This window comes from Lentzea roselyniae (assembly GCF_039537795.1).
In the GTDB taxonomy this organism is placed as follows: domain Bacteria; phylum Actinomycetota; class Actinomycetes; order Mycobacteriales; family Pseudonocardiaceae; genus Lentzea; species Lentzea atacamensis.
In genome coordinates this window covers 1-13879 of the sequence record NZ_BAABBE010000029.1, presented here as the reverse complement: position 1 = coordinate 13879, position 13879 = coordinate 1, and the positions used below count along the sequence as shown (strand labels likewise).

General features: G+C 62.8%; 8 protein-coding genes. 2 read left to right on the top strand and 6 right to left on the bottom strand.

Features of this window, described 5'->3' with window-relative positions; all coding sequences use genetic code 11:
• Position 1: 1 nt before the first annotated feature.
• Both ABFX45_RS36225 and ABFX45_RS36220 read right to left on the bottom strand, forming a co-directional pair.
• Positions 2-319: a hypothetical protein gene (locus ABFX45_RS36225; protein ID WP_346135049.1), complete on the bottom strand. Its 318-nt coding sequence runs from the start codon at positions 317-319 to the stop codon at positions 2-4.
• A gap of 29 nt (positions 320-348) precedes the next feature.
• A complete protein-coding gene (locus tag ABFX45_RS36220) occupies positions 349-663 on the bottom strand; it encodes a hypothetical protein (RefSeq protein ID WP_346135047.1) in 315 nt (104 codons plus the stop codon).
• A gap of 190 nt (positions 664-853) precedes the next feature.
• Between ABFX45_RS36220 and ABFX45_RS36215 the strand changes: the two genes are divergently transcribed.
• The gene (locus ABFX45_RS36215) at positions 854-1750 is read left to right on the top strand and encodes a helix-turn-helix domain-containing protein (RefSeq protein WP_346135045.1); all 897 of its coding nucleotides are present in this window, start codon (positions 854-856) and stop codon (positions 1748-1750) included.
• Positions 1747-1944 carry a DUF397 domain-containing protein gene (locus tag ABFX45_RS36210; protein WP_346135043.1) on the top strand — a complete coding sequence of 66 codons (198 nt, stop codon included), beginning with the start codon at positions 1747-1749 and terminating at the stop codon, positions 1942-1944. Before ABFX45_RS36215 ends, ABFX45_RS36210 begins: the two co-directional genes overlap by 4 nt.
• A gap of 255 nt (positions 1945-2199) precedes the next feature.
• On the opposite strand, the gene ABFX45_RS36205 is transcribed toward ABFX45_RS36210, so the two are convergent.
• The 4 genes from ABFX45_RS36205 to ABFX45_RS36190 form a co-directional block, all read right to left on the bottom strand.
• On the bottom strand, positions 2200-2643 hold the full coding sequence (locus tag ABFX45_RS36205) for a CpaE-like family protein (RefSeq protein ID WP_346135041.1): 444 nt from the start codon (positions 2641-2643) through the stop codon (positions 2200-2202).
• 555 nt (positions 2644-3198) lie between these two features.
• Complete coding sequence (locus ABFX45_RS36200; protein ID WP_346135039.1) at positions 3199-6501, bottom strand: DUF499 family protein; 3303 nt, start codon at positions 6499-6501, stop codon at positions 3199-3201.
• Between the two features lie 34 nt (positions 6502-6535).
• Positions 6536-9301 (bottom strand): DUF1156 domain-containing protein, encoded by a 2766-nt coding sequence (locus tag ABFX45_RS36195; protein WP_346135037.1) that lies wholly within the window; start codon positions 9299-9301, stop codon positions 6536-6538.
• A gap of 568 nt (positions 9302-9869) precedes the next feature.
• A complete protein-coding gene (locus ABFX45_RS36190) occupies positions 9870-13283 on the bottom strand; it encodes a helicase-related protein (protein ID WP_346135036.1) in 3414 nt (1137 codons plus the stop codon).
• Positions 13284-13879: the final 596 nt, after the last annotated feature.

Sequence of the window (13879 nt, the reverse complement as noted above, 5' to 3'; positions counted from 1 at the left end):
GTCACCTCACGATCGCCGGTAGGAGAAGACGGGGAGCCAGCCGCGATATCGGCGGCGGCAGCTCGTCCAGGCCGTCCAGCACGTCGGTGAGCGTGCCCGTCGCCAGCCAGCACGCCCGCGGACGGCCGCCGCCGACCATCGACTCGGTAAGGAACCGCCCGGCCTGGGCGTCGGTGTCCGATCTGACGCGCAGCACGTCGAGCCACTGGCCGTGGCAGAACGAATAGATCAGCTCCACCAGCTCATACGGCGGATCGGGCGACCGGACCGGATCGAAGGACCAGCCCCTCACCTGGTGCAGATGCCGCAGGCGCCGCATCTGTGTGACCACATCAAGAGCACAGGCGTTCACAGCTCGGCCCTCGTCAGGGCGTGGCGGCCGTGGCCGGCGGGATGAAACAGGGCGATCTGGGCTTGGAGGAACACCCGGCACGGCACCCGGCGTCGTCGCCACCACCTGCCTGCGCGGCGACATTGGCGGCAAAGTCCGTTCTCGTCCGGGGTGTGCCCGCCGAACAGCGCGTCGAAGGCGTCAACGATCAGCGGCAGTTCACTGCGAGCGATGACCAGCGCGGCATCGTCGCCGCCGTCCGCGGCCACGTTCTTCACGGTCGCCAGATAACTCGTCACCCTGCGGTGCAGTTCGTCGAACACCACGTCCATCACCCCACACCCCTTCCGCCCAGCCCTGGGTGCCCTTACTGGGCACTTCTGCTTGGGCCGACGGGACTGCGCGGGCGCTTCACCACCACGCGACGGCCCAAGCCTCGTGCAAGGGGCTAGCAGTCCCGCCGACACATGCAAGGTATAACGTGCAGGCGCACGATAGACATAGCCCAATAGGGTCTAACTCGTGCAACTGCACGACTTGGTCGCGCGCTACGCTCATTGCATGGCAGCCGCACCAACTCGAGCCAAGAAGCGCCTCGGCCAGCACCTCGCGAACCTTCGCGATGCGGCCGGCAAGTCACTGCTGCACGCAGCGAAGGAGCTCAAGACCTCCGACAGCACCATCAGCAGGTACGAGTCGGGCCATGTGCTGCCGAACTGGGCGAGCGTTACCGCCTTGTGTGCGTTCTACGTCGCCAGCGAGCAGGACCGCGACACCGCGGCCCAACTGTGGGAGAACGCAAGCGATGAACCGCCGCGCGTACGCCTGCCTGCGGGCTCGACGAAGGCTTTCCGCACGTTCATCCGCGCCGAACTCGAAGCCGACAAGGTGCGCACCGTTCAGTCGTTGGTCGTGCCCGGCCTGATCCAGGTGAAGTCCTACGCTCGCGCCATTGAGGCGGCCGCTCACCGGTTCTACAAGCAGGATGTACGGCTCGACAGCCACGTCAACACGCGCCTTAACCGGCAGAAACGGCTGGAGAACGGCGAACTGCAGCTTCACGCGCTGATCGACGAAGCCGTCATCGAGCGCGAGGTGGGCGGTCCAGACGTGATGGAGGAGCAGCTTCACCACTTGCTGACCGTGGGCGCACGAGCAAACGTCACCTTGCAGATCATCCCCAAGACCGCTGGCGCTTACGGCAGCATGTCCGGGCCGTGCACGATCATCAGCTTCCCGAGTCCGACCGATCCGCCGGGCGTCTACCTGGAATACCCGGCCGGAGGCGCATGGGTGGACAATGAAGCTGACGTAGTCCGCTTCACCACCATGTTCGACGACGTGAGCCTCGTTGCGTTGTCGCCCACCGAGACGGCAGCGCGCATCGGCCGACAGATAGGGGCGCTCGGCAGACAATGAGCAGCAACTCCATGTGGCGCAAGAGCAGCTACTCGGGAGGAGGCGGAAACGAGTGCGTGGAACTCGCCGTCAGCACCATCGACGTCGGTATCCGCGACTCCAAGAACCCGGACGCGGAACCGCTGCGGTTCCAGCGCACGGCATTCTGCAGCTTCCTTGACGACCTCAAGGGCGGAACAAGCTATCCGCAGTAGCGGCAGGTACTGGATGGTGGGCCTCGGGCCGTCCATCCAGTACTTCGTCCCAATGCTCGCCGTCAGGCCACATGGCAGCAGGCGGAAGATGCGCCCGCCAATACGGTGACGTCACTAGCAGGGCAGCAGTGAGTCGGTGGAAGAGATCCGAATGCGCATGGCTGGCTCAGGAATTCAAGGCGAGCCGACGTTAGCGGAAAGACCAGGTAAGCCGCGTTCCTCTGGTGTCCAGCGCAGCCGTACGTTGTGCAGGGCTCACGCTCCCGCTCCACGAAGTCGTCGCAGCCCTTCAGCTTCGCGGTGACCGCGGCCGTCCAGTGGTGCGGCGATGACCGTCACGGCCGGAGCATCGCGACCTGCCGCCCGTACCGTCTCCTTCAGAGCGGGGAACGCGTCAGGCAACACCATCACGCGTTCGACGTTGAGCTTCACTGCATTCACCCAAACGTGACGTTGGGCGCCATTGTCTACGAGCAGGTGGAGACTTGAACGGCGTGGCAACCCGAGTTCGGTCACGGCTTGGGCGACGTAGTTGTCGATCAGAACCGCTGGCGCACGTGACCAGACTTGTAGGGCAAGGCGGTCGGGTGCACGGACTGTGACCTTGAAGCCGGCGGTGTTCAGGGCTACGGCTTCACGCAGCTCGGCACGGGTGGTGATCAGGAGGGCTGAGGTTGAAACGAACATCGTGAACTCCAAGAACTCGCAGCAAAGTGATCATTCAGCTTTGAGGACACTTCAACTGCAGCCACGGAATGCCCTCCCGCATTCAAAAACGGCATACGCAGCCGCTTGCAAGAGCGAGCACCGGGGTGTTACGGGATCGACCATTAGAACCTCTCGATCAGGCTGGCTTGCCCGTGACAAGGCTACTTGGTCTGCAACTAGCGTTCTGGTCAGCAGCGACACCCTGTGGATAACTTGCGATCTTGAAGCTGGCTGGAGGAGGCTGATCGGCGCCTGCGGGGACTTGTGATCGGGCAGCCTCTTCGATGGCGAGCCTGTCGAGAGTTGGCCGGTGCACCGAAGTAGGTCGCGGGACGGTTGGCTATCCGCGGAGCCGTCAGAAGCATGACGAGCTGCGACCAGGCCGCACTCACTCCCTGAAGGGTGAGCGCGGCCTGAAGTAGCAGGTTTCGCCTAAGCACGGAACACTCCATGCGGTGCCGCGTGGTGAGTGACAGGAAGCTGTTGTCATCACTGCCTCTGCCGGGCTACGACAAGCTCCTGGACTTATGATCTTCGCCTGGCCGCTCAGCTTTCCTCAAAACCGGACTGATCAAACTTGAGAGTGCGGGCGTTCTCCGAGACCGTCCGCACCTTGCTCTCATCGAAGCCGGAGGGATCGGTTGCTTCGATCTCGATCCGTACGGTGAGATTGGTGCTCGCCTCGGTACGGAAGTGAGCGATGACTTCCTCGGCGATATTCTTGAAGTCCATCGCGGTCTTATCGGTGTTCAGTGTCTTGACACCATAGAAGCGGGTCTTGAACTTCCGGTGGTAGACACCGGGGTGATCGGGGTCAGGCTCGAAGGACTTAGCGGCGTCTCCCTCTGTGGACGCGGTGGGGCTACTCGCTGTGTCAGGCACTTCGGCATCACGCTGCCTGACGGCGACGTCGGGGCGGACGAGCAAGAGCGAGTCCGTCGCCGCGGGAGCAACTCGTTTGTCGTCCGGAGTCCAGAGGCCGATGTAGCGGCCAGCTGCCTCGTCGTAGCCTGTGGCGAGGGCGAAGGCGTCGGTCTGCCAGATCATCGGCAGATCGATGATGCCCTCGTCGAGGACGCGGCGGTCGCGCAGGCGCGGCAGGTAGGGGTACTGGCTGTAGAGCCCCCAAAGCGTGCCGAGGGAGACGTGGCCGTCCTTCCAAATCGGCGGCACCTTGCCAATGGCCAAGCGGATCGTCGCGGCAGCCTGCCGAGTGGACAAGTCTCCGTCATTGCCAAGGCGTCGCGAGACTCGATCAGCCAGCGAGTCGGACTGACCTTCGACCTTGGTCTCACGAAGAACAAACGGTGCACCAGGGTCGGGCTGGGCCGGAACCAACGCCCAGACAAAGGTTTGGAGCAGGCGAGAGGTCACCGTCTGATCGGCCTGCCCGCGGCGCTGCGCGGCTTGGTTCCGCTGGTTCTGGGTTAGATCGAGGTCCGCCTCGTTGGCGAGCACATGGCTCCAGCCGAGGTAGTCGCGAGTCGCCGTGCTGAGTTCTTCCAGTCGAGCTTCGTCCGCGGCGAGGTGGACCAACATGTTCCGGTGGGTCCGGTTGGCGCTGCCGCGCTGCTCGGTGGCCTTCTGAGCGAACTCCTTCGCAGGTGACTCGGTGCCGCGCTTGTGCGCGACCTTGGGGTGGAGGATGACGAGCCGCGCCTCGTCAGTATCGGGGATATCGGCGTGACTCTCTGGGCACACGTGCACGCCCGTGAAGTCGCCGCGGGTTTGAGCCTGGCCTTTGAGCCGGCGGGCGATCTCGGCCCAGACGTCTTCCTTGTGCAGGCGCTCGGCCTGATCCTTCGCGGTGCGGGTGATGTTGGGCTGGAGGTCGTACCAGTGCTTCCCAGAGCCGGAGTAGAAGTAGGTCGCCCGGTCGCCGAGTTGGGTGAGCGCGGAGTGGAAGTTGCCCGGCACGTCGCCGGGCACGGCGGTGCCGAGAAAGACCCGTTGGGTGCTAATGCCCTTGTGGGTTGAGCCTGGTGCGATGGTCGGCGCGGCACCGAAGAACACCGCACGAGCGAGCCGCTTGGTCAGCGCTCGCTGGCCGTAGAGAGGCTTCTCCTTGTCAATCCGGACCGGCTCCGAGTTGGCGCCGTCGACGTCCGCGTCGATGATCGTCTTCCAGGAGTCCTGCAGGTACTGGGTCAGCTCGGCGTTCACGTTCGCCGTGGCCAACGGGATCGATGCTGGCATGATCAACGGCGCGGCGTCCTCGCCGGTCCAGAGAGCGTGAATCACCGTGCTCATCAACCGCAGCACGCCGCGGGTGCGCTGGAAGCGCTCGAGCGAAGACCATTCCTCGTAGAGGGTGTCGAACAGCTCGGGGTGGATCGGGTAGGTCCGCTTGATCCGGTTCTCGTACGCCGAATCCCGAGCCTCGCGGGGGAAGTCGTCGATGTACTTGCGGTACATCTCCACGTAGGCGCGCGCGGTTGCACCGATCGCGGCGAGCGCGGCAGCGTCAGGCTGTTTGAACAGACGCTGCTTCACGATGTGGTAGGCCTCGTCCGAGGATGCTGGTCGCCACTGTTCAGCCACCCGGCGTACGACATTCTGCAGCCGCTTCAGCGCGTCAAGGCCATTGGCGCCGCCCACCTCCTCGGCGTTGCCGGCGACGATCTCTGCGCCGTCGCTGCTCTCGGAGGCTGGGATGGAGATCGCGAGGAGAACACCGGAGGTGCCTTTCGCAGCCTCGGTGAGTGACTGGGCAAAGGTGAACTGGTCATCGAAGGTGCCGCCGGCGAGGTCGTCACGACCCACGAGTGAGCGAGCATAGGCAACCCATTCATCGATCAGGATCACCGCCGGGGCGTACTTCGCGAGTAGCTCGTGCAACGCCTTGCCCGGATGGGTCCGGTTGCTGTCAGCGGTGGCGACGATCGCAAAAGCCTCCGCGCCACCGAGTTGCCACGCCAGCTCACCCCAGATGGTGTTGACCTGGGTTCCGTCTTCCTTTGTGGCACCGGAGGGACTGAGGTGGTTGCCCACGATCGCGACGCGGTTGACTCGTGCGCTGGTGTAACCGTTGGCGTTCAGCAGTTCCTGGGTTTCCTGCGGGAAATCACTGACCGGTAGTCCAGCTGCGATGTGCCACAGGGACAGCATCGAGTGGGTCTTCCCGCCACCGAAGTTGGTCTGCAGGTTGATCACCGGCGAGGCATTGTCATCACCGGACAGCCTGCGCACTGCACGACCGATGAGATCGCGCAGGCCTTCAGTTAGATAGGTGCGCTTGAAGAACTCCACCGGATCGGCATAATCCGAGTCCGCCTCGCCACCCGTAGCGACTTTGTACAGGTCAGCGGCGAACTCTGAGGCGTGGAAGTTGCCTGTTGCCACGTCATCGTGCGGCTGAAGCACCTCACGCCACGGCTTGAGTCCAGCCGCTTCGGGATTGTCGACCGCCGACTTGAGGAGTTTCTTGTCGTCCTTGTCTGCGGTGACGCGGCGCAAGTTGAGTCGGATCCGTGCGATCTCCTCGCCCGTGTCGACGGCGCCGATGGCGACCGCGAACCGCTGGGCCGTGTCGAGGGCTCGGTAGGCATCGTCGTCGGTGAACGACCTCATGTGTGCCCAGGTGTGCCGTACCTGCAGTAGTTCGGCGGCGTAGGCCTGGTGGGTGCGGTTGAGGTGGGCGGCCAGCGGACGCCAGTTGCGCCGGTATCGGTGCGTGTAGTCCTGGGTGACCACCTTGAGCTGGATCGACGGGTCGCCGCGGTGAACGTCTCTGGCATTGTTGTTGTCGACCGTGGTGACGATGTCGACCCACGTGCGTCCGGCCTCAAGTTGCGGGTCGAGGATCAAGGACAGGAAGGCATCCAGCTTGGGCGCCAGCAAGTCGAACATCTGGCCAATGCGGTCCCGGTTACTCACTGCCATGTCAGTCATCCCCCTCAGAGAAATCGAACGCCTCCTGCACCTGGATGGGCTTCTTCGCTGCCCGCGCTACTTCGAGAATCTCGGGCGAGCTCGTGACGAGGTTGTTGAAGCTCAATGCGTCCTTGGTCCAGCCGTTGCCCTCTGCGATGCGGAACAGCAAATGGGCGAGCTCTTTGACAAGGTCAGCGTCAACGACGCCGTCTGGACGGCTCAACGCGGCCTGAAGGAACTCTCCAGCACGAACGATGCCATCGCCCTCCACAATCTTGATCAGATGGTGGAGTGTCTCCCAGTTGCTGGTGCGACTATCGTTGAAAACGTCGTAACCGCCTGGTAGATCTGCTGGCTTGATGAGTTGGACCCTATTTGCCCGACTCGTCAGGATCGCATCCCGTTCCATCGCGACCACGCTGGTGTTCCGCGCCCGAGCAAGATTGTCTGCATCACCGAAGGTCCCTACGCCATAACCGTGCTGCCTATACCACGCGATTGCGAATCGCGTCGTAGCGTCGAAGTCGCCTTCCTGTTCAGCCAAGACTTGGTCAAGGATCTCATTGATCCGCGCGAGTGCCGAGCGGACGGTCATCCTTGAACCGTCATTCTCGATGACGCCGCTGTAACGGCTGAACACTGCCATCCCTGGACCGATCGCCGCCTGTGGCAGGTCTACCGGCGCAACGCGGCCCTGCTGCAGCTTGCGCAACGCATCAGGCAGCTCGTCCTCCAGTGCCGTGATAAACCCGCGCTTGTCAATTGTAGGTGCGTCCTCAGATCGCGGGCGGAGCGAGAGCACGATCGATGATGCGAGAGCGTTAGAGTCGATGCTGCGCAGTCGGTTACCTAGTTCGCTGTGACTTGGCCAAGTAGCCGTGATCATCCAGCCAGAGCGAACCATGCCATCGAGCAACGTTTCCCAGCCAGTGGATGCTTCACCTGACTCGTCGGTCTCACTTTGCTTGAATGCATACCACACCGTGATTGGCAGGTTCTCGCGCGCAGATTCGCGTGCACGCGCGAAGACGCGACGAAAACCCTCCTCGAAGAACCATCGTGCGCCGTCTTTGCCGGCGTGACGATAAGGATTAGCGACGAGTTCCTCTGACTTGGGTACCATCATTGTTGAGAGTAGGTCTGGATAGATCGACCGCAACGACCTGCGTAGCCACATGTAAAAGAAATCGGAGAGATCTGCGTAGCCGATATTGTCGTAGTATGGCGGATCTGTTGCGATCAAAAACCCGTCATAGCTACGCGATGCGGCATCTGCCTGTATCGCACGGCCTGATACGACTGGAGTAAGGCGTTCGAGCACCTTGCTTACCCAAGTCCACTGGTCGCGCATGTTGCCCGACGATTGCGACATTGGGTTTGCTTCGCAGAAGTCCCAGATCATCGGGATCGTCTGTCGAGAGAATAGGTGTCCAACGCCTTCGTTCTTGACGTCGGAACGCCACGCGCACAGCGCGTTGTGGTAGTCCGTCGCTTTTGATACGCCGAACCCAAGTAGGGTTGCAACAGCATTGGCGTAGGCGTCGGAGCCGCCGTCCGCAAGGACGCGCTTATGAGCCTCGGAGACCAGATCGCTAAAGGTTGTCAGAGCGACCAGTTGACGGTTCGTGAATAGGTCTACCCATTTTGTCATGCCGTAGGCCTGCACGCGGAAGCCGAGTGCTTCTTCCGGAAGCGCTGATTCCTGCACATCTGAAGGGCGATCTATCGTGGCAGCGGCTGCATGTTCGTCAGTGGGTTCAAGATAAATGCGCTGACGGTTTCCTTCTGCAACTACCGCCATCAGCTGCGAGCCAAGTCGACGGGCTCTGCCTTCAGCTCGCACATACTTGAGGTCCGTGGCGGTCTTGCACGCGAGACACCTCGCGCCAGTCCTTGTCACTGTTCCATCTGTGTTTGCCGTCGGCGCATCGGCCTTGCCGTGGCCAATCTCGAATTTTACTCGTTGCCCCGAAGGGTGGGTGGGGTCTGAGACAATCGAGGGAACCACGAAAGTCTCTTTGCCCTTCTTCTTGCCGAGCCACCATGACCGGGCCAGCGGCAATTCGATACCGCAAGCGGGGTTGGGGCAGGTGACCGTGCGTGCCCAGATCCAAGCGATGACGGTGCCCTTGGTGCCGTCGGAGAGGGTTGCCTTGGGATAGAGGTGACCGATTCGCTTCTCAGCCTCCTCTCGCATCCACGCCCCATAAGCGCGAATGTCGGCGGCTAGGCCCTCGGCACCCTTCCACGGCCGGATCTGGGAGTCGGCCAGTCCAGGGAAGACCGGCGGCTGATCGCGGAACTTCGGCGGGATCTCGATAAGCGCCTTGTTGATGAGCACCGCGACGGGATTGAGGTCGGAGGCGTGTGCCTCCAGGCCGAGGCGTTGCGCTTCGAGGGGGATGGTGCCACCACCGGCAAAGGGGTCGAGGATCGCCGGAGGGTTGCCGTCGGTCGACTTGAGGATCTCGGCGTGCGCCTCGGCAAGCAGTTTCTCGTCGCGAGAGTTTTCCCAAACGACGAGCCGCTCGATCAGGTTATGCAGTCGTTCGCGTTCCTTGCGCTGCAGCTCCTCGGTCGGGAACTCGTCAGGCCGTGACGACGGGTCGTCGACGAGCTGGGCGAACAGCACCGCCCTAGCCGCCGCGAGCGGCCGTCGGGCCCACCACAGATGAAGCGTCGACGGATGACCGTGGCGGATCGACTTCTCCCGCGCTGACTCGCGGTTGATCGCCTCCAGGGGCAGCGCCACCTCGATCAGCTTGCGCTTCTGCAAGGACTTCCTCGACCCTCTGAGCCCCTGCGGGCTCGACCAAGCGGTGTTTCACTACCGCGAATTGCTTGTCCCGAACCTGGCGGGACCTCTACACAATCGACGTGCACCGGGACGAAACTGTTACGCAACGCTTCTGGGAACGGTACTTCGGGGTGCGCTCGGCAGGTCCACCGTTGCCACCGGGAGGGATGTCTCGGTCCATCACCGACGTGCCAGGTCGGCAGGGTCCTGGCGGCGATGCGGTCATGGAGCCAGGCGACCTGGTTGTGGAACTGAAGACGTGCCTCTCCAGTCGGTGAGGTCGCTCCGTATGCGAGCAGAACGCCGTCGGCCACGCCAAGAGAGGCTTCGAGTGGGGGTCTTGCCTTCAGCCAGCCGTCCTCCGAGATTCCGAGTTCGGCGATGGCACCGGTCGCGTGCGATGGCACTGAGAAGAGGTTCGCCACCGCAACGTCGTCGAAGCCAAGTAGTTCAGCCGCCAACGCCACCCGACGCAGGGTTCTCTGGCCATCGGTGAGCGGAGGGTTGGTGAGGATCGCGACAAGGGTCCTTTGAGCGGTCGTCACCATCAGAAGGGCGCCGTTCCCTTGGCCCACGACTTGGCCCAATCACCCCGGATACCCGTGGCCTCGAAATCGCCGAGGTTGGTGGTAGCGAACGGGTTATCGAGGTAGCGGACCTCATCGTGCTGTGGTCCGCGTGGATCGACTCTCACCAGGGCGAGACGGTAGCGGGGCACGGCATTCTTTCCGGTCATGACCTCGTTGTGGGTGACGAAGAAATCCTTGGCGCCGTCGATGCGAGCCTTGACCTCGATCCGGTACGTCTCGCCGGTCGACGCCGTGGACAGGATGTCGAAACCGGGGTTGTTGAAGGCCTGCTCGATCGGTTCGCGGCCAAGCTTCCGCTCACACGCCATCACCAGGTCAACGCCACGGCGTTCGACTTCCTTGGTCTCCTTGGCGTGGATCGGGGCGCTAACCGGTAGGTCATCTTCGAGCAGAGCGATCGGCAAGACGAGGGCAGCCGTGACGATGAGAGGCGGCTTCGTCGACATCAGGGTTTGCTGGTCGAGTAGCTCGAGTCGGCGGCGCAGTCGTACGTCGAGCTCCACAGCCTTGCGATTCAGGCTGTCTGAAGACTCCCTAGGCTTCTCGCCCTTCTGCTCCTGCTCAGAGGCGACCGCGGCTTCCAGGAGTAGACGTTCGCTTTCGGACGAGAGCCGCTTGGTGACCAGGTTCCGGATCTTCGTCAGCTCGGCCCGGCGCCGGGGCTGAACCTCGGCGAGGTGCTCTGGCAACCGATTAGCGATGATCCAACTCGTGGCCTTGTCCTCCGCCTCAGCTAGCCAGCGCAAGGCACGTGCCGCCGCGACGGCAGGCGTTTCCGGTGCGGCGACACAGTCGAGGTAGGGAGCAGGACCGGCCGCGGTCACGGTGCCGAAGCGGTCGACGAACGCGTAGCCGAAGCGACGCGCAACGCTGGTGCCGGTCGCGTCCGCGACCTCTTCGATGACACCCACGAGCAAGTGCGGTTCCTCAAGCTGCGAGGACACCAACACCGTGCCCGAGTTGAGGATGCCGCCGAACTGCTTGATCGCCTCGTCCATGACCGCGTCGTGCAACGGATGGCCTGGAGCAAGGAGATCGGCGCGGACCAGATCATTCGCAGGAGCGACCTGGGCCAGGTCGAAGGTGACGCGGTCATAACGAGTCGCAACAGGTCCGTGCTTACCGGCCCGGAGGAGCGCCGGCACGTTCGCGATCTCATAGCGACCGCGTTCGCGCTTGGCGATCCGCCCGCCAAGCCGAGTGAACGCCGCCTTGAACGCCAGCTCGATGTAGTGCGGCTGCAGGCGTCGAGCGCGAGCTTCATCCATCGCTGCGCGCAGCGCCGCAAGGTCGGCTTCCGCCAAGTGGTCTGCGGCGAGTGCTCTCTCCTCCAGCAGTTCCTTGATTCCGTCGCCGACGCTGGCGTCGATGACCTTGTGCATCTTCGCCCGGACATCTGGACGCTCGCCGTACTGGATCGCCTCCATCAGCAGGTCACGGAGCGGTGTCTCCATGAAGGCTTCACCGAGCACGTCGAAGACCTTCCCGCCGTAGGCCTTGCGCATCTCTTCGATCTTCAACAGCAAGCGGCTGAAGACCTCGCCCTCGCGGGTGTTGGAGGCCACAAGATTCCAGAGGCGACAGACCTCTTCTTGGCCGATGCGGTGGATCCGGCCAAACCGCTGTTCGATCCGGTTCGGGTTCCACGGGAGGTCGTAGTTGACCATCAAGTGAGCAGCCTGGAGGTTCAGCCCCTCACCTGCCGCGTCAGTGGCAATGAGAATCTGGCAGTCGCGGTTCTTGGTGAACTCCTCGGTGATCTGCCGGCGCTCGCCGCGGCGGACGCCACCGTGGATGGCTCGAACGGCATCTGGACGGCCCAGGAGCGAACTGATGCGGCCCTGGAGGTAGTCGAGGGTGTCACGGTGTTCGGTGAAGATGATGAACTTCCGCGGCCAGCCGCCTTTGTCGGTGGTGAGCGCGTTGTCCTGCAAGATTGCGGAAAGCTCGGTCCACTTGCGGTCAGTTCCGAGGTCGCGCACCCTCTTTGCCAGCGCTGTCAGCTCGGCCAACTCGGCCAGCTCGACGTCGAGCTCCTTCGCCGTACGCGCGGCGGTGGCGGCGTCGAGCAACTCCTCCTCAAGAGTCTCGATCTCCTCGGCGTTGTAGTCGTCCGCGTCGAGGCCGTCGAGGTCAATAGTTGGCTCAGTCTCTCGATACGTGCCGCTAAGGATCTCCTGCTTCTTGCGCTCCAAGCGTCGTGAGCGACGAACCAGGCTGCGGTAGATCGCCTCAGGGCTGGAGGCAAGACGGCGCTGCAAGACCGTGAGCGCGAAGCCGACGGTGTTCCTGCGCTTGCCATCGAGCTTCTCCGCCCGGTTCATCCCGGTGCGGACGTACTCCGTGACCGCCTCATACAGGTGCTGCTCAGAGGCGGTGAGTTCGTAGGGAACGGTCTCAGCGACCCGTTCGGGAAACAGCTTCTTGCCCTCGAAGGTAAGCAGATCCTCTTTGACCATCCGGCGCATCACACCGCTGGTATCGGCGGTGGTCCTGTGCTTGCCCTCGAACCGATCACGGTCCAGCAGGGTGAGAAAGAGCTGGAAGTCCTCCTCTTTGCCTGAATGGGGAGTGGCCGTCATCAGCAACAAATGACGAGTCAACTCGCCGAGTAGCTCACCGAGTTGGAAGCGCTTCGTCTTCTGCAGCTTGCCGCCGAAAAAATGCGCTCCCATACGGTGCGCTTCGTCGACGATGATCAGGTCCCACTCGGTCTCGCTCAACCGCCCCTGTAGCTCTTCGTTGCGGGCGAGCTGGTCCATTCGCGCGATCAGCAGCGGGTTGGCTTCGAAGACGTTGAGATTGACGTTCGCATCGATGAGCTGGTTGGTCAGCAGATCGAAGCGAAGCCCGAACTTGAAGAACAACTCGTCCTGCCACTGCTCGACGAGGCCGCCTGGGGCGACGATGAGGCATCGCTGCACGTCATCGCGAAGCATGAGCTCCTTGATGTAGAGCCCAGCCATAATCGTCTTCCCGGCGCCTGGATCATCTGCCAGGAGGAACCGCAGCGGCGTGCGCGGGAGTAGTTCACCGTAGACCGCTCGGATCTGGTGCGGCAGCGGCCGGACATCACTGGTCGCCACCGCAAGCATGGGATCGAACAAGCCGGCGAGCGTGATGCGCTGGGCCTCGGCAACGAGCTTGAAGTCGCTCGCCGGAGCGTTGAAGCTACGGCTCCCGGTCTGGGCGATCGAGAGCGCGCCCACGTCTTTCCGGAACACCACCTGCTGCCCGAGCCCACCAGCAGCGGTCTTGTAGGTCAGTTCCAGCGCGTCGGCACCGTGGTGCTGTACCGCGAGGACGGTGACGACCTCGGCAGGGATGAGCCCCTCCAGTCGCAACCCAGGCTTGACCTCGTCAAGCTGCACGCATGACCTCCTCGCCGACAGCCTGCCACTTTAAGTCGAGAGTTCCGACGACTCTGTTACGACACCACACGCCGCCGCATGCAACTGACCTCGCACAAGCGACGGTCTTTCAGCGTAGTGTACGAAGGCCCAACGCACCGTCGGATCGGTTGATGGAACCTCCGTTAGCCTTTTCAATCGTGTCCGTGTTGAAACTTACTAACGGTTGCAGTTGCCCTGCTGCCTGGCCCGTCGACCGCAGAGTGTTAGTCGTCGATAACCTGCAAAATCTGCAGAGGAGCCGTGCTGATCTCTCTTCGTCGCAACTTTTTTCTGCGGCAGTTTCCGTGTCGTCGCGCTTGCGGATGGGAACTGATGCAATCAGCCCTGTCGGCAGTGAGGTGATCTCAACAGCGGAGATTCCAGCACTGAAGGCCTGAGGATGTTCGGGGGAACGCTCGTGCAGGCGCTCTGACGTGCCGGGGGGCCTCAGGGTTCCGGCAAAGTCGTGTTGGTGCTGGTCAGGGGTGGATTCCGAGCAGGGTGAGTGGTCGGGTGAAGTCTCGGCTGGTGTGACGCAGGCCGGTGGCGATGCGTGTGTGACCGGCTAGGCGTAG

Coding starts and splice junctions, on each gene's coding strand:
- ABFX45_RS36225 (WP_346135049.1), bottom strand. CDS start 319: ATGCGGCGCCTGCGGCATCTGCACCAGGTGAGGGGCTGGTCCTTCGAT.
- ABFX45_RS36220 (WP_346135047.1), bottom strand. CDS start 663: ATGGACGTGGTGTTCGACGAACTGCACCGCAGGGTGACGAGTTATCTG.
- ABFX45_RS36210 (WP_346135043.1), top strand. CDS start 1,747: ATGAGCAGCAACTCCATGTGGCGCAAGAGCAGCTACTCGGGAGGAGGC.
- ABFX45_RS36200 (WP_346135039.1), bottom strand. CDS start 6,501: ATGTTCGACTTGCTGGCGCCCAAGCTGGATGCCTTCCTGTCCTTGATC.